Here is a 19,865-nt window from a genome sequence, read left to right on the forward strand (position 1 = left end):
GATACCTCCGGTCTAGGTCACGCCGCCGGATATGACCAGCGCGTAGCCCTGGGTTTCCAGGTTCAAATACGGGCGGAGCCGGATCGTCCATGGGCCGACGACGGGGCTCGGCAGGACGACCATCTGGACGTTGTTCGTGATGTCCGGCGGAACGGGCGGGCTGGCCTTCCGTTGCCGGGAGACACCGCTGGGCACGTCGAAGTCGTTGCCCGAGTAGAGGTTCCCGGCGGGATCCTCGACCTCGAACCTGATCGCCTGCACGGTGGGAGACACCACGTGCTCGGACGGCGGCCGGTTCGCCCACACGAAGGTGATCTTCAACGGCTCGGCCGAGTCTCTGACGCCGAAGCGGTACGAGCGGGTCTCGGCCAGGCGCAGACCGGCCCGGCTCGGGATGTCGATCGTGATCAGCGAGCGGGTGCCGGGGCCGTCGAAGACGAGCGTGCGGTCGAGCTGGATGAGCCCCCAGCCCTCGGTGTCGGTCGGATAGCCGGGATGGCCGGTCATGTCGACGGTCGCGTTCAGCAGCACCGCCTTGATCAGCGCCCCTGACGGGCTGAGGACGCGGTTCCCCTCCACCGGCCGGCCCAGGGGGTAGAAGCCCTGCGTGAAGTACTGGCGTACGAGGGCGGCCGCGGCCGACACATTGGGCGCCGCGAAGCTGGTGCTGCACCGGGGCTGGAGGGCGGTGTCGCAGTACAGGCCCGTGGACGGCGCAGGAGGCAGGACGGAGGTCCTGATGCCGCAGCCGACGGCCATCAGGTCCGGCTTGCGGCGGCCGTCGAACGACGGCCCGTCCACCCCGCTGCCCCGCGACATGTGGTCGGGATGGGCCTTGGCCGCCGCGACGCAGATCGTGTTGAACGCGACGCTCGGGGAGGCGTTCTTCGGATGGACACCCGTGTTCTCACCGGCGGCGACCACCACCTGCTCCTCGCGGGCGATGCAGAACGCGTCCACGTCCCGGGCGGCGATGTCGTAGCGGAGATTGGTGCTCCAGCTCATGTTGTGGATGGTCGCGCCGACGCCCCTCCCATCCTCCAGCAGGTCGTGGAGGGTTCGCGTGCCCCGATTCCGGTCCGGCGGCGCGAGGAACAGGTTGGCGTCGTTGCCGGCGATCTTCGCGGCCCAGGCGCCGCCGCGGTCCTGGTGACCGCCGGAGTTGCCCAGCTCGTCCCCGGCCGCGATGCCCGCGACCTTCATGAAGTGGTCGCGGGGTGGGGCGCTCGTCGGATTGAACAGCTCACGCACCTTGCGGTGACCCGGGCCGGGCTTGTTGGGAGCGGTGCCGGCGAAGAAGCAGTGGTTGAGGTCGAGCGTGCCCCGCTCGATGATCTGGATCACCTGGCCCTCGCCGTGCAGGTCGCGGGCCCAGATCGTGCCCCGTACCGGGTCGCCGGACTGGGTCGTCTGGGCGGACGGCACATCCGCGTCCACGATCGTGGGCACCGGTTCGATCCAGGTGATGTCCTCGATCGCCACGACCTGGGCGAGCTTGGTCGTGACGTCAAGGCTGAGGCGCAGGCGCAACCGGCCGCCGAACGCCCGGGCGTCGCTCGTCGCGACGTCGCGCGCGCCGAGCGTCGTCAGCGCCGCCGTGACGGCGGCGGCGTCGGAGTCGTCGAACAGCACCGCCGTCAGGTCGAGCGGCCCGGTCGCCGGAATGTCCGGGGCGAGTTTCGACGCCTGCGGGAACGGCGTGACCGCCCTGACCAGGAAGTCCGCGCGCACCCGGTCGGCCGTCGCCGCGTCGAGCCGTTCGAGATAGGCCAGATTCGGGACGAACCGATCCAGCCGCAGCCCGTACGCCGCCCGGAGACGGGCGATGTCCGGCCCGCTGAGCAACGCCGTGAACTGCACGACCGTCGCCTGCGGCCCCGCCGCCGCGCTCTCTGGTGCGAGGTCTACGGGATCGAACGGCTCCGGCCCCACGAGCAGCCGGAAGTCCTGTCCCTCACTTCTCATCGCACACCCCCCGTGATCACCAGCGCGAAGCCCTGCGGCGCCCGCGTGAGCACGGGGCGGAGCCGGATCGTCCAGGCGCCGGGAGCGGGGTTGTTCACGACGACCATCTGGACGTTGTTCGCGATGTCGGGCGGCGCTTTCGGCGGCGCCGCCAGCTTCCGCGAGACCCCGTTGGGCACGTCGAAGTCGTTGCCCATGTAGAAGCCCCCGGCGGGGTCCTCCACCTCGAACCGGATGGGGTCCGGGGTGAACGGCGCCACCTCGGTCATCGCCTTGCTCGTCCAGACGAAGGTGATCTTCAACTGCTCGCCCGCGTTGTCGACGGTGAAGCCGTACGAGCGTGTCGTGGACGTCCCCAGGGCGGCGGTGCGCCGGACGTCGTGCACGATCAGCTTGCGCGTGCCGTTCTCGAAGAACAGGGCCCGGTCGAGCTGGATCAACCCCCAGCCCTCGGTGTCGGTCGGGTAGCCCGGGTGGCCGGTCATGTCGACGGTCGCGTTCAGCAGCACCGCCTTGATCAGCGCGCCTGACGGCTGCTTGACGGCCTTGTCCTGCTCGGGCTTGCCGTTCGGGTAGAAGCCCTGCGTGAAGTACTGGCGTACGAGGGCGGCCGCGGCCGCCGCGTTCGGCGTCGCGAAGCTGGTGCCGCACGTCTGGAGGGCGGTGTCGCAGTACAAGCCTTGGGACGGCGCGGGCGGCAGGACGGAGGTCCTGATACCGCAGCCGACGGCCATCAGGTCCGGCTTGCGGCGGCTGTCGAACGACGGCCCGTCCACGCCGCTGCCCCGCGACATGTGGCCGGGGTGAGCCCTGGCCGCCGCGACGCAGATCGCGTTGAGCGCGATGCCGGGCGGCAGGTTCTTCGCGTTCGGCCGCGTGTTCTGGCCGGCCGCGACCACCACCTGCTCCTCGCGGGCGAAACAGAACGCGTCCACGTCCCGGGCGGTGGACTCGTAGCGGACGGTGATGGCGTTGGCCCAGCTGAAGTTGTGGATGGTCGCGCCGACGCCCCTCCCGTCCTCCAGGAACTGGTGGACGCTGCGGTGATTCGGGCCCAGGTCGCGCAGCGCGGCGCTGTCGTTGCCGACGATCTTCGCGGCCCAGGCGCCGCCGCGGTCCTGGTGCTGGCCGGAGTTGCCCAGCTCGTCCCCGGCCGCGATGCCCGCGACCTTCATGAAGTGGCTGTCGAGCGCGGTGTTGGCCCTTTTGAACAGCGCGCGTACCTTGCGATGACCCGGGCCTGGCCTGTTCGGGGCGGCGTCGGCGAAGAAGCAGTGGTTCAGGTCGAGCGTGCCCTCTTCGACGATCTGGATCACCTGGTCCTCGCCGTGCAGGTGCTGATCCCAGACCGTGCCCCGTGCCGGGTCGCCGGACTGGATCGTCTGGGCGGACTGCACGTCCTGGTTCTCGATCGCGGGCACCGGTTCGAGCCACGTGACGTCGTCCAGCGCCGCGACCTGGGCGAGCCTGGTCGCGTCGTCGAGCCCGAAGACCAGGCGCAGCCTGCCGCCGAACTCGCGGGCGTCGCTCGTCGCGACGTCGTGCGCGCCGATGGCGGTCAGACTCGCCGTGACGGCGGCGGCGTCCGAGTCGTCGAACAGCACCGCCGTCAGAGCGAGCGGCCCGGTGGCCGGGATGTCGGGCGAGAGCTTGGACGCCTGCGGGAACGGGGTGACCGCCCGGACCAGGAAGTCCGCACGTACCCGGTCGGCCGTCGCGGTGTCCAGCCGTTCGAGATAGGCCAGATTCGGGACGAACCGGTCCAGCCGCAGCCCGTACGCCGCCTTGAGCCGGGCGGTGTCCGGATCGCTCAGCGACGCCGCGAACTGCACGACCGTCGCCTGCGGGCCCGCCGCCGCGGCAGTCTCTTGTACGAGCTCCACGGGATCGAACGGCTCCGGCCCCACCATCAGCCGGAAGTCGGGGCTCCGGTTCGTCATAGCTCGTCCACGAGGACGTCACCGGAGATCACGAGCGCGTAGCGCTGTTTCTCCCGGTGCCCGGACTGGCGCAGCCGAATCCTCCAGGTCCCTGGAGTGGGCTGATTCACGATGACCATCTGGACGTTGTTGATCGCGTCCGGCGGGTTGGCCGGGGTCGTCGCCAGCTTCCGCGAGACCCCGGCGATCCCGTCGAAGTCGTTGCCCATGTAGAAGTTGCCTTGGGAGTCCTCCACCTCGAACCTGATGGCGTCCACCCGGGGATGCGGCATGTTCTGGTCGGACGACGGCCGGTTGACCCACACCAGGGTGATCTTCAGCGGCTCCGTGCCGCTGTTGACGAAGAACTGGGACGTGCGCGTCTCGTCCATCCGCAGGCCGGCGCTCTTCGGGACATCCTTGACGATCAGCCTGCGGGTGGAGGAGTCCTTGAAGAACAGCGTCCGGTCGAGCTGGATGATCCCCCAGCCCGTGCTGTCGTTCGGGTAGCCGGGATGATCGGTCATGCGGACGGTCGAGTTGAGCAGCACCGCCTTGATCAGCGCTCCTGACGGCTGCTTGATGACCTTGTCCTGCTGCGGTTCGCCGGCCGGGTAGAAGCCCCTCTGGAAGTACTGGCGCACCAGCGCGGCCGCGGCCGACGTGTTCGCCGTCGCGTTGCTGCAGCCGCACGCGATCGTTTCCACGTCGCAGAACGGCACGTCGGGAGGCTTGCTGGAGAGCGCCGCCGTGGTGATGCCGCAGCCGACCGCCATGAGGTCCGGCTTGCGGCGGCCGTCGGGCGTCGGCCCGTCCACCCCGTTGCCCCGCGACATGTGGTCGGGGAAGGCTTTCGTGGCCGCGACGCAGAGCGTGTTGAACGCGATCCCGGGCGGCAGGTTCTCCCTCCCCTGCTGCACGTTCTGGCCGGCCGCGACCAGCAACTGATCCTCGTGGTCGAAGCTGAACTTGTCCGCGTCCTGGGTGAGCACGTCGTAGGAGGCCGCCTTGCCGATCCCCCAGCTCAGGTTGTGGACGCTCGCGCCTTCCTTCCTCGCCGCATTCAGCAGGGTCTCGAGGCTGAAGACCGCGAAACCCGTATTGATCTTCTCTCGCTTCAGGTCCCCGAGGCTGCGGGTGACGAGTTTGGCGGCCCACGCGCCGCCACGGTTCGGGTGATTGCCGGAGAAGCCGAGCTGGTCACCGGCGATGATGCCGGCCATCCACATGAAGTGGGTGCCGACGACGCCTTCGTTGAATGCCCGGACCACCTTGCGATGGTTCGGACCGGGCTTGTTCGGCGGGTTGTCGGCGAAGAAGCAGTGGTTCAGGTCGACGCCGCCCGCGTCGATCATCCCGATCACCTGGTCCTCGCCGTGCAGGTTGTGGATCCAGACCGGGCCGCTGGACGGGTCGCCCGACTGGATCACCCGTGCCGCCCCGGCGTCCATGAGGGTGAACTCGGGCTCGGGCTCGATCCAGATGACGTCGTCGAGCGCCGCGGCCTGGGCGACCCTGGACGGATCGTCGAGCGTGAGGTGCAACCGCAGCCGCCCGCCGCTCTCCCGGTCATCGGTCGTGGCGACGTCACGCGCGCCGAGCGCGGTCAGACTCGCCGTGACGGCGACGGGGTCCGAGTCCTCGAACAGCACCATCGTCAGGTCGAGCGGCCCCGTGGCGGGGATCGTGGGCGACAGCTTCGACGCCTGCGGGAACGGGATGACCGCCCGGACCAGGAAGTCCGCGCGTACCCGGTCGGCGGTCGCGGTGTCCAGACGTTCCAGGTAGGCCAGGTTCGGGATGAACTTGTCCAGGCGCAGGCCGTACGACGCCTTGAGGCGGGCGATGTCGGGCTCGCTCAGCAACGCCGCGAACTGCACGACCGTCGCCCGCGCCGCGCCCGCCGCGGCGGGCCGCTCGCGGTGGGACGGCTCACTGGGGGACAGTTCCTGATAGGACGGCTCCACTGCCGCAGGGTCGAACGGCTCCGGCGCCACCATCAGCCGGAAATCCCGCACACCCGGGACGGGCTCCCCCGTCATCGCTCATCCCGCTCTCCGGCCGCGGACTCGATCCATGAGCCTCGGCCGGACCGGTCTTGGACACGGTCGATCACTGCATCCTCCTTGGAGTGGACGAGCCGACACCGACCACGAACCCCGGCGGCCGGCATGAACCCCCAGCGGCTCCGCGATGGCATGAGAGCCGCCTTACCTAGGAAGGCGTTCCACCGCGTTCCACCGCGTTCATGGGAGCGCGGCGACGGCGTGTGGAGATGGCTGGACTATGGGCCGGTCGGCAACCCTGCGGCGGACCGGGGCCGGCCGCAGGTGCTGCTGGAGGGGCGCGGCATCCGTGATCCGGGATCGGGGTCCACGCTCAAGACGCTGCAGGAGCGCGGACATGATCAAGCGGTGAGCGCCGTCGCAACCGCTCCACGTAGTGGGGTGATCCCAAGCCAGGTTGTCAGTGGCGTCTGCGACCGTGTACCGCATGGGTGAGCTGATCGAGCGGGTGGATGAACAGGACCGCGTGCTGGAAGTCGTGGAGCGCGCAGAAGCGGAGCGTCGGCGGTGGATGCATCGGATCGCGACGACGATCTGCCGCGATCCGATGGGGCGGATCCTCGTGCTGCGCCGAGCCGAGGGGCATGTTCGCTTTCCCGGCCACTATGACGTGATGGTCGGCGGCGCCGTGGGCGTAGGCGAATCGTATGAGGACGCGGCGGCCCGCGAACTGGTCGAGGAACTGGGCGCCGGCGTCCCGGTCGGCTTTCTGTTCAAGTTCCTGTGCCAGGACGGGATCAGCCCTGTCTGGTTCGGGGTGCACGAGGCCTTGATCGCCGAGCCATTGGCTCCAGATCCGTCCGAGATCGCGTGGCATGCCTGGCTCACGGAGCTCGAACTGCGGAAGGTGGTCAATCGAGGGCCATTCGTTCCAGGTGGGCGAGAGGCCCTGCGCCGATATCTTGGCCGCTCAGCAGCCGCTCCCCGGCTGATGCTTCCTCAGTCACAGGACGGGGCAGCGGCTTCAGCACCTTCGTGACCAGCTCCGCCACGGGCCGCTGCCTCAACCCGCTCGGCCATCAGCAGAGTGGTGTTGGCGCAGGTAGAGGAGGTAACGCCGTCAGTGCGCCACGACCGTCAATGGGTACGGCGACGGGGTGCCAGGACCTCGGTGACCTTGGCGATGGCCTCAGGGCCGGGTTTGACGTAGCGCATGGCGGTGCGAGGGCTCTTGTGGCGGGTCTTGCCCATGATGAGCTGCAGCGAGATCTCGGCGTTGTGGCGCAGCTGGTGCAGATCGAGCCCGGCGTAGCTTGTCGGTGAAGCGTGTCATGCGAGTGCTCCAGAGATCCAGTCGGCGGCTGTGGCCAGCCAGTCGGGGCGGGCGTTGCCGAGCAGGTGGTCGCCATGCGGCAGGGACAGGTAGCGCCCGTGTGCTGCCAGGCGGGCCAGCGCCGCACCGTTGGTCACGCCGGGAATGACGTCCTGGCCGCCGTCGATCACCAGCAGTGGGCAGGTGATCTGCGGGCTGAGGGCGGACAGGTCCACCTGGCCGGCGAAGCGGCGGGCAGCTTCCTCGCCGCCGGCACGCTGGATGAGGAGGTCCTGTACGGGAGCCGGCAGGATCTCCCAATCGAGCCGGAAGGGACCGCTGACGGTGACGGCGGCCGCGACGCGGGTTTCCCTGGCGGCGCTTTCGGCGACGTAGTAGCCGCCGAGACTGAGCCCGACAAGTCCCACCCTCCCCGCGCCGAGTGCGTCGATGACCTGGCCGATCACATGGTGATAGTCAGCGCGGACCGTGGTGGTGGCCGCGAGCACGCCCTGGCCCGGCCCGTCCATGGCGAACACGGCCATGCCCCGGCGCAGCAGGGCGGCCACGACGTCGTGGAATTCCTCCTTGCTGGAGTCCAGCCCGGGCACCACCACCGCCGTCGCGGCATCGTCCGGGCCGCGTAGCCAGCCGGTGAAACCCGGCCCTTCGATCCGTCGCGCCTGCGGCTCCAGCAGGCCCAGCGCACGGCCCATGGCGGTGTCCGCCTCGGCCGACGCGAGCGCGCTCTCACGGTTCGGCCCCAGTGTGGCGAAGTGGAACCAGCGCGCCGCCACCCGCAGGTGCTCGCCTGCTGAGATCGCCGTGGCCGCTTGTTCGGCGCGCGTCAGATGCCCATCCGCGGCGCGCATGAAGGCCTCGCCCCATTGGTTCAGGTCGGCGAGCTCGCCGGTGACGCGCAGGTACTCGTGCGGGTCCAGCCCGGCTCCGGTGGCGCGCGACAGGTTGGCGGCGGCGAATTCCGCGGCGCTCATCGTGATGCTCCGATCGTCAGGACGGCCTTGCCGCGGATCCGGCGTTCCCGCAGGTCAACGAGGATGTCGGCGGTCTGGCTCCAGCCAGCGGTACGGCCGATCTCCGGGTGCAGCCGTCCGCCGGCCACCAGACGTACCAAAGTGGCCAGGTCGCGACCGTACGGCGCGCCCGCGTAGTGGAAGTGCCGGATCACAGCATTCTCGGGCCCGGCGAGCAGGTCGAAGAAGTTCACCGTCGCCGGCGTACGGCTGGCCTGCCCGAACCACACCAGCATGCCCTCCGGGACCAACCTGGCCAGCGCGGCCGCCAGTGCGCTGCCGCCGGTCGACTCCAGCACCACGTCGAACGGCCCGTCCGCCTCGCCCACGTCGTGCACGATGGCCTCGGCGCCCAGCTCACGCAGGCGCGCACCGCGCTCCGCCGTGGCGGTCACCGCGGTCACCTCCGCCCCGGCCGCCGCGGCGAGCTCGGTCAGGTAGTGCCCCACACCGCCGGAGGCGCCGGTCAGCAGCACCCGCCTGCCCGTCACGGCGCCGGCCACGCGGAGCAGCCGGAGCGCGGTGATCCCGGCCAATGGCAGAGCGGCCGCCTGAACGGTGCTGAGCTCGTCGGGCAGGACGGCGATCGAGTGGGTGGGCACCGCCGCGTACTCGGCCCAGCCGCCCATCGGCGGATGGCCCACCACGCGGGTGCCGACCTGCGGCCCCGAGCCGTCGGCGGCGGCCTGCACGACCAGGCCGGCGACGTCCTTCCCCGGCAGCAGGCCCTGTTCCGGCGTTTCCAGCAGGAACGTCTCCCCGCGATTCGGCGAGAACGCCTCAACCTTGATCAGCACCTCGTCCGCGGCGGGCACGGGCTGAGCGGCCTCGGCGAACTCCACCGGCCGCGAGGCATCTCCCGTTGGGATCAATCTACGCATGCGGCTATGAAACCGGCGAGCGGATCGCATGATCCAACAACGACTGCGACAGGCCGACAACTATTGGTTGTCGCCTATGGTGACGGGCGTGGACTTGGATCTGGCGCAGGTGCGCGCGTTCGTACGGGCGGCTGACGAACTGCACTTCGGCCACGCGGCCGAGGAACTGTCGATCTCCCAGCAGGCGCTGTCCAAGCGGATCGCCCGGTTGGAGTCCACGCTCGGCAGGCGCCTGCTCGACCGCGGCGGCCAGGGGGTGCGGCTCACCGAGGCCGGACACCGTTTCCTGGAGCCCGCCCGGCAGGCGCTGGCCGCTGCCGACCTGGCCGTGGCGGCTGTGCTGGACACGCACCGCCCGCTGCGGATCGACGTGTGGGGCCACCTGTACGCGCCCATGCGCACCCTGGCCCAGGTGGCGGCCGGCGAGTCGCTGCGACTGGAACTCGGGCACGGCCGTGACCTGCCCTCGGTGATCACCGCGCTGCTGCACGGCGACATCGACGCGGCCTTCGGTCGCGTCCACGCGCCGCCGCCCACCGGGTTGACCCATCGCCTGGTACGGCTGGAACCCGTGGACGCGATCCTCCACGCTGATCATCCGCTGGCGAACGCGCCCGCGATCCGTCCGGCGCAGTTGCGCGACAGCGTACTGTGGACGCCCGGCGCGCTCCACCGGCTGAACTTCCTGCACCGCTTCGCCATGGCCTTCGGGATCCATCAGCACGCCGAAGGCGCGAACCTGGGACTGGACCACTTCCTGGACGACCTGGCAGCCGACCCGCACCGCTTCAGCCTGCTGCCCGCGGACATACCCCTCCCGCCGCACCCGGCGATCCGCTCGGTCCCGTTGATCGACCCCACACCGCTGTACGCCTGGTCACTGCTCTGGCGCGGCAACGGCGGCCACTCACTGCTGGACACCTTGACAAGCGCCTTCGTGACGGAGGCCGAGCACAACCGGTGGCTGGAACACGATCCCACCCGCGATTGGCTACCCGAGCGCCACAGCACGGACGCCAGCACATCGACTGCATCATGAGGAGCCTGATCGCCCAACGAGCCGAACACGCCGCACGAAAGTTGGCAACGACGCAGCCGCTCCGGTGACGGTCGGCGTCGTACACCAGCGATCCGCCGCGGCGTGGTCATCCGCGACGTCTACTTGGAGAGCTACCACAACGATCCCGCGACGCTGGCTCACGCCCGGCGGATGGCGGGACAGGGCGGGCAGAGCCGCACCACGGCGACGAGCGCCTGCTGGCGGACGGCCACACCGACGAGCCGGCGGGCCGCCGGCTCGCGATCTCCACGCGCAGCGTGCAACGCGTCATGACCGCTCTCACCGCACAGGTGGACGCGACGAGCCGCTTCCAGGCCGGCGTCGAAGCGGCCGGCTCTGACCAGATGATCTATCCCACGAGGTTGATTCCTGGAACGGTGGCGGGACTCGAACCCCCATGGTCGCCTTGGGAAGCGCGGGCGGCGATGTCGGCCAGGGCCTGGACGGCGCTGCGGACGGCGGGGATCTGGTCGGCCTCGCGATGGTGAAGGAGGTACACGACTCTCGGTCGTACCCCTGCGGCCGGGCGCACCGCGACGCCCGGGTCGCGGGCCGCGTCGAGCGCCAGTTGCGGGAGCAGCCCGACGGCCAGCCCACGGGCGATGAGCGCCTGCGTCAGCACGTAGTCGTCCGTGCCGTGGCGGATGTCCGGCGTGAAACCGGCTGCCTCGCACGCCTGTCGAAGGTGGTCTGTGCACCGTTCGCAGCCTCCGGTCCATTTGTCCTGGGCCAATTCCCGCAGGTCCAGTGGTATGGCCGATGGTTGTGCGCATGGATGCGAACGGGGCAGTACGAGCCGTAGCGGGTCCTCGCCGATCGGTATCCGCTCTATTTCGTCGGTGTCGACCGGTCTTTCTCCGGCATGAGTGAATGTCAGGGCGATGTCCACGTCGCCGACGGCGAGCAGGCCGAGGGCCTGCGGGGGTTCGGCTTCGCGCAGCCGTACGTCGAGATGAGGATGCCGCTGGGCGAGCAGGCTCATCGCGGCGGGGACCAGGGTCGCGCCCGCCGAGGGGAACGCGGCCAGCCGCACGGTGCCCGCGCGCAGATGGACGAGCGCTTCGAGCTCTTCGGTCGCGGCCTGCATGCGAGCGGCGATGGCGTCGGCGTGACGGAGCAGCGCCTGTCCCGCCTCCGTGAGCTGGACACCGCGTGGCCGGCGCAGCACCAGGGGGGTGCCCGCCTGACGTTCGAGGTGGCGTAGATGCTGGCTGACCGCCGGCTGGGTCCAGCCGAGCGACCGGGCGGCGCCGCCGATCGACTTGGTACGGGCGATTTCCCGGAAGATCAGCAGCCGCTGGACGTCCATGCCATAAGTATTGCTTGGCGGTCGGCCAAGAAAGCCAGGACTACCTATGAGCTGGGCGGCCCGGCACGCTGGGGCCATGACGCGAACCATCGGGCTGATCGGCGGAATGAGCTGGGAATCTTCCGCCGAGTACTATCGGCTGCTGAACGAGGAGGTGCGGCGGCGACGGGGCGGGCACCACTGCGCCAGGAGCGTGCTGTTGACCGTCGACTTCGCCGAGATCGAGGCCCTGCAGCGCAGCGGGGAGTGGGAACGGGCCGGGCTGCTCCTGGCCGAGTCGGCCAAGAGCCTGGAGCGGGCGGGCGCGGACATGGTGCTGCTGTGCACGAACACCATGCACCAGGTGGCCGACCAGATCGAGGCGGCGATCAACGTACCTTTCGTGCATATCGTCGACGCCACGGCGCGCCGCGTCGCCGCCGCGGGCCTCACCACGGTGGGGCTGCTGGCCACCCGTTTCACGATGGAGATGGACTTCTACCGCTCGCGGATGCGACAGCATGGTGTGGAGATCGTGGTGCCGGACGAACCGGACCGCACGCTCGTCCACGACGTGATCTATCAGGAGCTCACGCAGAACCGGATCGAAGGCGCCTCTCGCGAGGAGTATCGGCGCATCATCGCCGAGCTCGCGGCACGAGGCGCTCAGGCGGTGATCCTTGGATGCACCGAGATCACCTTGCTGATCAGGCCAGGAGACAGCCTGTTGCCGATGTTCGATTCCACCAGCATCCATGTCGAGACGGCCGTCGACCGGGCACTGCGGCTCCCGGTCACGTCAGCATTGCCGGGCGCCTCGGGTAGCCGACTCGAAACGTACAGGTGAGTACGGGTGAAGGGTGAGTCGATGGAGGAACTGAGCCACCTGTTCCGCATGGCCGCCGACAACGCGGCCGCCTACCGACGGTCGCTGGCGGACCGGCCGGTCGGGGCGTGGATCGACCAGGTCGCGTCGCTGGAGGCGTTCGGCGGCCCGCTGCCCTCAGCTTCTTCCCCACCGGAGCAGGTGCTGACGGACCTGGTCGCCGCGGCCGAGCCCGGCCTGGTCGCGAGCGCGGGCCCGCGTTACTTCGGGTTCGTGGTCGGCGGCGCGCCAGCACAGGGTCATCCGGAGGGAAGCCCATCTGGCCTCCGACGCCCGGCCCTGCCGTCGCAGCGAGCCGCACGATCTCACCCGCTGCTGAGTTCGGCAGCGGGTGTTGTTGGATGCGGACAACTGGCTGTGGCTGCTGTTCAGTGCAGCAGAGGCAATCGACGAATTCACGTAGGCACCACAGGCGCACGGCCGCTACGAGCCCCACTACAACACGGCGGTTATGGATCGGAGCTGCGGTGCGGAGGGCCGCGCGACGGTCCGTGAGCGTCGCTATGCGGAGGCCCTCAGGGGCTCGAGGGCGGTCAGGATGAGGTCAAGGCCGAAGACGAACTCCTCCGCCGGGTCGAAGCCGGCAGCGACGAGCGCCGCGGCGGACTCGTTGAGGTAGGGGAACTCGTCAGGAGGAAGCTGGGGCAGGTAGGCGTCCTCGATCACGTCCGCGAACTCATCGGCGGTGTCGAACGGCAGGCCGGCTTCCTGCAGGGCGAAACCGTAGACATAGCTGTCGAGCAACCAGTTGGCGTGCGTCGCCATCAAGACCGAGAAGCCAGCCTGCCGCAGGCAAGCGGTGACCGCTTCGTGGTGCCGGAGGTTCGCGGGCCCCGGCGATGTCCGCGACTCCATCAGGCCGTTCGCCCACGGGTGGCGTGCGAGAACCTGTCGGGCGGATACCGCACGCCGTCGCATCGCCGACTGCCAGTCGGTCCCTTCGGGCGGGAGTTCGATCTCCTCGAACACGATGTCGACCATGGCGTCCAGCAACTCCTCCTTGCTCGCCACGTAGTGATAGAGCGACATCGCGCCCGCGCCGAGCGTGCCAGCCAGCCGGCGCATGCTCAGTCCGTCGACCCCCTCGCTGTCGGCCAGCCGGATCGCCTCGACCACCACCCGCTGCTTGCTCAGCCCCGCGTCTGACGCGATCTGGCGTTGCTCTCTCACAGACACGGTTCTCCTCGCTCGCTCGAACGGCTTGACAATCGTACACCGTACGACCATAGTACAGCGTACGACGTACGGTGTACGAACTGCCGAGAGACGCGGTTCGGATGAGGGGGCTTCTGTGGGAAGAAAACAGCGATCGAATGCCGGAGCAGGCCTGGTGCGGGGAGCGAGTCGGGCCGAGGCGGCGATGATGCGGGCCGCCGTCCAGCGCCGCTACGGCCCGCCCTCAGTGCTTGAGTCGTCCGAGGTCGGGCTACCGCTGCCCGGTCGAGGCGATGTACTCGTCCAGGTCGGCGCAGCCTCGGTGCATCCTGGCGACTACTTCGTCATGACCGGTGAGCCGTACGTGGTGCGCCTGGTGTTCGGGCTCCGCCGGCCGCGCCACGGCATCCCCGGCAGGGACCTCGCTGGCGTGGTGGCAGCGGTCGGGAACGATGTCACCACTCTCCGCCCCGGCGACGAGGTGTTCGGCTGGAGCACCGCTGGAACGCTCGCGGAGTACGCCTGCGTCCCGGCGGACCACCTCGTGTCCGTGCCTGCCAACGTGTCGGTCGTGGACGCGGCAGCGGTGCCCACGTCGGGTATGACGGCGTTGCAGGCATTGCGTGAGATCGCGAACGTTCGACCGGGCCAGACGGTGCTGGTCACGGGCGCGTCGGGCGGTGTGGGCTCGTTCGCGGTCCAGATCGCCAAGGCGTTCGGCGCCGAGGTGACAGGTGTGTGCAGCACCCGCAACGTCGACTTGGTCCGGTCGCTCGGTGCCGACCACGTCGTTGACTACACGGAGACCGACTTCACCGGCACCGAGAAGCGCTACGACGTCATCCTCGACAACGTGGAAGTCCAGCCCCTGGCGGCTGTCCGCCGAGCGCTGACGCCCACCGGCACCCTCATCCCCAACAGCGGACGCGGCGGCCGCTGGCTCGGCCCCCTCGGTCGGATCGTCAAAGCGCGCGTGCTGTCCGGGTTCACCCGTCAGCAGCTGAAGCCCTTCACGTCGGTCGGGAAGCGTCAGGACCTGCTCACCCTGGCCGACCTGCTCACGAGCGGGCAGGTCACGCCCGCCATCGACCGCACGTACCCCCTCAACGAAGCAGCCGACGCCCTCCGCTACATCGCGGCCGGCCACACCAGAGGGAAGGTCGTCGTGACCATCTGACGACCGGACCGACGAGAACGACCCAACCCGTGCGTACGCCCAGACCTGCCGCCACTCTGGCGGAGAGCCCGCTCCTCGAGAAAGAGGAATCGATGACTATCCGAACGAAAACCCTGAACCTGCTCGACAACCCGCCGATCCCCGTGCAGGTCAAGATCACCGCCGCATGGACCAGCTTCATGTTCCTCTACATCTACGTCGACTACTTCCACCTCCACAAGCCCGGCGTCATCGACAACCTCCGCGCCGGCGTCGTCTTCGAGTTCGACATCAGCCCGACGTTGTTGACCATGATGCTCGCGTCCGTGGCGATCCCGGCCCTGATGGTGATGCTCTCCATGACGCTGCCCGCCCGGGTGAACCGCGCCACGAACCTCGTCGTTGCATCGCTCTACATCCCCTACTCGGTTTTCAACGCGGTAGGGGAGTCCTGGGACTGGGCCTCCTTCTACGGCCTCTCCATCGGAATCGAGGTGCTGCTCCTGGCCTTCATCTTGCGCTCCGCCTGGACATGGCCTCGAACCCCCGCCGTCCCAGCCGGTCCCGCGACGACCGACCTTCGACAGGACCTTCGACAGTAGGTATCCGTGTAAAGCCCTTCGGCGAGTGGAAGTTGCCGGTGCAGGACCGCCGGGTGAATCGGTGTTGCGGACTCGCTTAAGGCGGGCGATGGCGCCGAGGCCGGGGAGCATCTCACCGTCGAGGATCCGCCCGATCGGGGGGTGGCTGATGCCGGCGGACACCGCCAACCCACGGGCGGTGACGGATCGGGTCAGGAGGCTGGTCCCGACGCGGCGGTCCCGGTGTCACCGCTCGGCCCCGCGCCCCTCAGTTGGTCGGGTCTCCCCTGGCGCAGGGCCAGCGCCAGGACGGCCGCGAGCCCTGCGAGGACACCGCTGACCGCCAGGTCGGTGCCGTGCCCGGCGACCAGGTTGAGTCCGGTGCCGAGCGCGATGGCGCCGGACACCCCAGCCCAGCCGGTCAGCGCGACCACCTGCTCCGGCCCTCTCGACCACGGCATCCTCGCGCCCACGACGCCGGTGGGCACCGCGTGCGGGCAGACGAGTGTCATCTTCGCAGGTCACAGGAAGCTCGTCAGCCCCGGCGCCTCGCGGGCGCTCCTGCGCAGCACCGCCGGTCGACGTGCCGGGTCGGGGCGGTAGGCCGGCTGGACGGTAAGAGACAGGATCAGAGCAGCAGGACGTCGCCGCGGCGTTGGAGTTGTTCGGAACCCGAGTGTTGTCCTCGGTCGCTTTCAAGGGGGGCAGACCAAGTACGAGAGAAAGGGATAGTCATGTCGCTGACCAGGGCGATCACACGGCCCCACCCAGCGTGCCGCATGGCTCGCCAGCACGTTGGCCACCGGCGCCAGCGCCTGGCAGATGGTTACCCCCAGACCCGACACAGAGCGCCACCCGCGCCTTACACCGCACCGGGGCAACGACGTTCGGGAACCTGGTGCCCACCGAGCCGTCCCGGCTGGGGACGGTCAAAAGGCAACGGGGGTCCACCGTCGTCTTGGTCAATGGGTGATCACGATCTTGCCGTTGGCCTTGCCCTGCTCGACGTAGGCGAGGGCGTCGAGGTTTCGTCGAAGTCGAAGGTGCGGTCGAGCACGGGGCGCAGCGTGCCGGCGTCATACAGGGCTGCCAAGGCCTTGAGCTGGGCACCGTCGGCGCGCATGAAGAAGAACGAGTACCGGATGCCCAGTCGCTTCGCCCGGCTGCGGAGCTTGCGGCTCAGCACGGCCATGACCGGCTTGAGGAGCGGCTGGCCGAGCTGCGCGGCGAAGGCCGGGTCGGGTGGGCCGACCACGCTAATGGCCAGTCCGCCGGGCTTCAGGACCGTCAGCGACTTCTTCAGGCTGGCCGGGCCCAAGCGAGTCGAGGACGACGTCGTAGCCGTTGAGGACGTCGGCGAAGTCGGTCGTGGTGTAGTCGATGGCTTCGTCGGCGCCGAGGTCTCGGACCTTGTCGATGTCGCGGGTGTGGGCGGTGGTGGCGACGTACGCGCCGAGGTGCTTGGCGAGTTGGATGGCGGTCGAGCCGAGGCCGCCGGCGCCGGCGTGCACCAGCATCTTCTGTCCGGGGCGGACGTCGGCGAGGTCGACGAGGCTCTGCTGAGCGGCGAGCGCCACCAGGGGTACGGCGGCGGCCTCGGCGAAGGAGAGCGAGGAGGGCTTGATCGCGACGTCGTCGGCGTCGATCGCGATCGACTCGGCGAAGGTGCCGATCCGCAGGTCACGTGGTCGTGCGTAGATCTCGTCGCGAAGTCGGCCCCGCCCTGGTCGCGCGGGAATAAAGATCGTGGCTATGAGTGAGCCTTACCCGGACGAGCTGGTCGACGCGGTGGACCTGTATGTCGATGTCCAGCAGGTTCTGCTCCTTCCTGCAAACGCGGTCCGAGTTGGCGGAGCGGCGGCCGAAGTACCACCGTCTGCTGCTGCGAGGCGTTCGGCGACTGACCGCGCAGTTCAAGCCCGGCGACCCCGCGCATGCGGTGGAGCAACTCGACTGGAGGCGGGCGCAGTTCCTCGCCAACCGCCCAGACGACCGCCCGGCGGCGCGTGAACCTACGGGCTGTGCCGCCGCGGCGTCGAAGGGGGCCGACCGGATCAGGTGCCTGTGCGGCGAGGCCGGCCGTGCCCTTCTCAGCGGTGGTGCGGGCGGGGCAACAAGGCGAACGCGCTCTCCGCTATCGAGGTCAGGCGGGCGGGGCTGTGGCCGTACGCGCCGACGACATCGGTCCCGCGGATGATGGTCAGCAGAAGGTAGGCGAGGTCGTCGGGATCCGCGTCGGGGTCGATGTCGCCGTTGCGCTGGGCCGCTCGCACACACTCGGCCACCGCCGTCCGGACCACGGAGAAGCACTCCTTGGCCAGGCGTTTCACCTCGGGGTCGGAGGCGCCGACCTCCAAGGCCATCTTAGCGGCGAAGCAGGCCGCCCCCGCCCGGTCAGGGGCGGGGGGTACGTCGGCGGCGAGTGGCACCCCATGGACGGCGCGGAGCAAGTACTGGTGCAGTCGTTCCAGGGCACCCTCGTCCGGTCCGGCGAGCATCTTCCGCGGCCCCTGGCTCAGCCGGGCGAAGTAGCCGGTCATCGCCTCCAGCAGCACGCCGTGCTTGCCGTCGAACGCGGCGTAGAGGCTGCCGCGGCCCAGGCCGGTAGCAGAGCTGATGTCGTCGACACTCGTGCCGTTGTAGCCAGAGGCGCGGAACTGCCGCTCGGCGGCATGCAGGACGTGGTCGCGGTCGAAGCTTCGTGGTCTCGCCATACACCGAAGGTAATGCCGACCCGCCGTACTTGACAACTCAGTACAGAACCGCCTAGGTTTCTGACTGTTCAGTACACAATCGTCCTGGCGACCCCGCACTGGGCACGACGAAGTCATGCCGCAACCGAAGGAACCACCATGCAGACAGCTCCCCCAGTGGCCCTTGTGACAGGCGCCTCCTCCGGAATCGGGCGGGCGGCAGCGCTCGCCCTCGTGGACGCCGGCTTCGCGGTGGTCGGCACGAGCCGCAACGCGGCGAACGCCGGGCCGCAGGCCGGGGTGACGTTCCTCGATCTCGACGTGGCCAGCGACGAGTCGGTCCGCTCCCTGGTCGAGGAGGTGATCGAGCGGTTCGGTCGGATCGACGTCCTGGTCAACAACGCAGGCGTGGGCGCGGTCGGCGCCGGCGAGGAGAGCTCGATCACCCAGGCCAAGGAGGTCTTCGACATCAACGTCTTCGGTCTGATGCGGATGACCAACGCAGTGCTGCCCCACATGCGCGCCCAGGGCAGTGGCCGCGTGGTCAACGTCTCTTCGGTACTCGGTCTGATCCCAGCGCCCTTCATGGCCGTCTACGCCGCCGCCAAGCATGCGGTCGAGGGCTACTCCGAGTCCGTCGACCACGAGCTTCGCGAGCACGGCGTCCGGATGCTGCTGATCGAGCCGGCCTACACAAGCACGAGTTTCGAGGCGAGCAGCATGGCACCCGACTCGCCCCTGCCGGTCTACGCCGCGCAGCGGGAGATCGCCCGAGACGTGCTGGCCACCGCCGTGCGCACCGCCGACGACCCGGACGTTGTCGCGAAGGTGATCGTCGCGGCCTCCACCGACTCCAAGCCCAAGCTCCGCTACACCGCCGGCTCGATGGCCGCACGCGTCAGCCTCCTGCGCCGGATCGTGCCCTCGCGCGCCTTCGACAACCAAATCCGCAAGCTCAACCGGCTGGCCGGCTGACCGCGCAGGACACCCGGCGCCTGAGCAGACGCCCATGTCCAAAACCAGAGACACCGAAGCCAGCATCAGCATCTGTCGTCCGACCGCTCGTGGAGAAGGCTGACACACATGGAGTTCGAACGCGTCGCCTTCGACCTGCCACACGGCACCTTTCACGCGCTGCAGGGTGGTGATCCCGATGGTCAACCGACGCTCGTCTTGCACGGCTTCCCGGACCATCCGCCGACCGCGACGCCCTTCCTCGCCGAGCTCGGCCGCCGCGGACGTCACGTCGTCGCACCCTGGCTTCGCGGTTACGCGCCGTCCCCAACCGCGGGGCCGTTCGACCTCGCAGCCCTCACCAGCGACGTGCTCGCGCTGATCGACCGCTGGTCTCCCGGGCGAGCCGTGGAGTTGATCGGTCACGACTGGGGCGCCGCGATCACATACCATACCTGCGTCACCGCGCCGGAGCGGATCGAACGCGCGGTCACGCTCGCATTCCCCCACCCACTCACGTTCCTGAGCTGGCCGCGCCCCGCTCAGCTACGCCGAAGCTGGTACATGGGGCTCTTTCAACTGCCGGGAAGCGGCTTGATGGTCGCCGCCCGCGATCTCGCCCTCATCGACCGCCTCTGGCGTCAGTGGTCGCCCGGCCTCTCGCTCGATCCGGCTCTGCAGGCGGAGCTACACGAGCACCTGCGGGCGAGCATGCCCGCGCCCATCAAGTACTACCGGGCGATGCTGCGACCCGGCATGCTTGGGGCGACGCGCCGCCTGTCTCAGCCGATCACGGTGCCCCTGCTGCAGCTCCACGGTGCCGACGACGGCTGCATCCTCCCCCCGCAGGTCGACGACCGACATCGGTTCGCCGCCCCGCACGCGCTGGAGGTCGTCCCCGACGTCGGTCACTTCCTGCACATCGAGGCCCCCGAGGCGATCGCGGAACGGATCGCGGCATGGGCCCAGTAGCGG

The 19,865-nt window shown here is 69.4% G+C and carries 17 protein-coding genes and 1 pseudogene; 7 read left to right on the forward strand and 11 right to left on the reverse strand.

Going from position 1 to position 19,865, the window contains the following annotated elements; all coding sequences use genetic code 11:
- Nucleotides 1-12: 12 nt before the first annotated feature.
- The 3 genes from KME78_RS19515 to KME78_RS19525 are packed head-to-tail and all read right to left on the reverse strand — an operon-like array spanning nucleotide 13 to nucleotide 5,926.
- Nucleotides 13-1,965, reverse strand: coding sequence for a S8 family serine peptidase (locus KME78_RS19515; RefSeq protein WP_219530526.1), 1,953 nt, complete (start codon nucleotides 1,963-1,965; stop codon nucleotides 13-15).
- On the reverse strand, nucleotides 1,962-3,905 hold the full coding sequence (locus tag KME78_RS19520; protein ID WP_219530527.1) for a S8 family serine peptidase: 1,944 nt from the start codon (nucleotides 3,903-3,905) through the stop codon (nucleotides 1,962-1,964). The genes KME78_RS19515 and KME78_RS19520 overlap by 4 nt, the downstream gene beginning before the upstream one ends.
- A complete protein-coding gene (locus tag KME78_RS19525) occupies nucleotides 3,902-5,926 on the reverse strand; it encodes a S8 family serine peptidase (protein WP_219530528.1) in 2,025 nt (674 codons plus the stop codon). Before KME78_RS19525 ends, KME78_RS19520 begins: the two co-directional genes overlap by 4 nt.
- A gap of 451 nt (nucleotides 5,927-6,377) precedes the next feature.
- Here KME78_RS19525 and KME78_RS19530 point away from each other — a divergent pair, with 451 nt between their 5' ends.
- The gene (locus tag KME78_RS19530) at nucleotides 6,378-6,929 is read left to right on the forward strand and encodes an NUDIX hydrolase (RefSeq protein WP_219530529.1); all 552 of its coding nucleotides are present in this window, start codon (nucleotides 6,378-6,380) and stop codon (nucleotides 6,927-6,929) included.
- Between the two features lie 290 nt (nucleotides 6,930-7,219).
- On the opposite strand, the gene KME78_RS19535 is transcribed toward KME78_RS19530, so the two are convergent.
- A complete protein-coding gene (locus KME78_RS19535) occupies nucleotides 7,220-8,197 on the reverse strand; it encodes an alpha/beta hydrolase family protein (protein ID WP_219530530.1) in 978 nt (325 codons plus the stop codon).
- Nucleotides 8,194-9,117, reverse strand: a complete 924-nt coding sequence (locus tag KME78_RS19540) for a zinc-binding dehydrogenase (protein WP_219530531.1) — start codon at nucleotides 9,115-9,117, stop codon at nucleotides 8,194-8,196. The genes KME78_RS19535 and KME78_RS19540 overlap by 4 nt, the downstream gene beginning before the upstream one ends.
- An 88-nt stretch (nucleotides 9,118-9,205) precedes the next feature.
- Between KME78_RS19540 and KME78_RS19545 the strand changes: the two genes are divergently transcribed.
- Entirely contained in the window at nucleotides 9,206-10,156 is a 951-nt protein-coding gene (locus KME78_RS19545) for a LysR family transcriptional regulator (RefSeq protein ID WP_219530532.1), read from the forward strand.
- A 158-nt stretch (nucleotides 10,157-10,314) separates the two neighbouring features.
- Here the strand turns inward: KME78_RS19545 and KME78_RS66220 are convergent, their stop codons facing one another.
- Together KME78_RS66220 and KME78_RS19550 are read right to left on the reverse strand one after the other, a co-directional pair.
- The gene (locus KME78_RS66220) at nucleotides 10,315-10,440 is read right to left on the reverse strand and encodes a hypothetical protein (protein WP_281428788.1); all 126 of its coding nucleotides are present in this window, start codon (nucleotides 10,438-10,440) and stop codon (nucleotides 10,315-10,317) included.
- A gap of 86 nt (nucleotides 10,441-10,526) precedes the next feature.
- Nucleotides 10,527-11,486: a LysR family transcriptional regulator gene (locus KME78_RS19550; protein ID WP_219530533.1), complete on the reverse strand. Its 960-nt coding sequence runs from the start codon at nucleotides 11,484-11,486 to the stop codon at nucleotides 10,527-10,529.
- Between the two features lie 76 nt (nucleotides 11,487-11,562).
- Between KME78_RS19550 and KME78_RS19555 the strand changes: the two genes are divergently transcribed.
- Nucleotides 11,563-12,312, forward strand: a complete 750-nt coding sequence (locus tag KME78_RS19555) for an aspartate/glutamate racemase family protein (RefSeq protein WP_219530534.1) — start codon at nucleotides 11,563-11,565, stop codon at nucleotides 12,310-12,312.
- Between the two features lie 540 nt (nucleotides 12,313-12,852).
- On the opposite strand, the gene KME78_RS19560 is transcribed toward KME78_RS19555, so the two are convergent.
- A complete protein-coding gene (locus KME78_RS19560) occupies nucleotides 12,853-13,521 on the reverse strand; it encodes a TetR/AcrR family transcriptional regulator (protein ID WP_308127034.1) in 669 nt (222 codons plus the stop codon).
- A gap of 160 nt (nucleotides 13,522-13,681) precedes the next feature.
- Between KME78_RS19560 and KME78_RS19565 the strand changes: the two genes are divergently transcribed.
- Both KME78_RS19565 and KME78_RS19570 read left to right on the forward strand, forming a co-directional pair.
- Entirely contained in the window at nucleotides 13,682-14,683 is a 1,002-nt protein-coding gene (locus KME78_RS19565) for an NAD(P)-dependent alcohol dehydrogenase (RefSeq protein ID WP_308127035.1), read from the forward strand.
- 92 nt (nucleotides 14,684-14,775) lie between these two features.
- The gene (locus tag KME78_RS19570) at nucleotides 14,776-15,264 is read left to right on the forward strand and encodes a DUF6326 family protein (protein WP_219530536.1); all 489 of its coding nucleotides are present in this window, start codon (nucleotides 14,776-14,778) and stop codon (nucleotides 15,262-15,264) included.
- Nucleotides 15,265-15,455: 191 nt separating this feature from the next.
- Here KME78_RS19570 and KME78_RS19575 read toward each other — a convergent pair whose 3' ends face one another.
- The 3 genes and pseudogenes from KME78_RS19575 to KME78_RS19590 form a co-directional block, all read right to left on the reverse strand.
- A complete protein-coding gene (locus KME78_RS19575; RefSeq protein ID WP_219530537.1) occupies nucleotides 15,456-15,755 on the reverse strand; it encodes a hypothetical protein in 300 nt (99 codons plus the stop codon).
- 461 nt (nucleotides 15,756-16,216) lie between these two features.
- Nucleotides 16,217-16,760: pseudogene (locus KME78_RS67970) on the reverse strand (zinc-binding dehydrogenase).
- Nucleotides 16,761-17,333: 573 nt separating this feature from the next.
- A complete protein-coding gene (locus KME78_RS19590; protein WP_219530540.1) occupies nucleotides 17,334-17,957 on the reverse strand; it encodes a TetR/AcrR family transcriptional regulator in 624 nt (207 codons plus the stop codon).
- A 138-nt stretch (nucleotides 17,958-18,095) separates the two neighbouring features.
- Here KME78_RS19590 and KME78_RS19595 point away from each other — a divergent pair, with 138 nt between their 5' ends.
- On the forward strand, nucleotides 18,096-18,911 hold the full coding sequence (locus KME78_RS19595) for an oxidoreductase (RefSeq protein ID WP_219530541.1): 816 nt from the start codon (nucleotides 18,096-18,098) through the stop codon (nucleotides 18,909-18,911).
- Between the two features lie 108 nt (nucleotides 18,912-19,019).
- Nucleotides 19,020-19,862: an alpha/beta fold hydrolase gene (locus tag KME78_RS19600; RefSeq protein ID WP_219530542.1), complete on the forward strand. Its 843-nt coding sequence runs from the start codon at nucleotides 19,020-19,022 to the stop codon at nucleotides 19,860-19,862.
- Nucleotides 19,863-19,865 lie beyond the last annotated feature (3 nt).

It is taken from the genome of Nonomuraea guangzhouensis, assembly GCF_019396345.1.
Taxonomy (GTDB): Bacteria; Actinomycetota; Actinomycetes; order Streptosporangiales; family Streptosporangiaceae; genus Nonomuraea; species Nonomuraea guangzhouensis.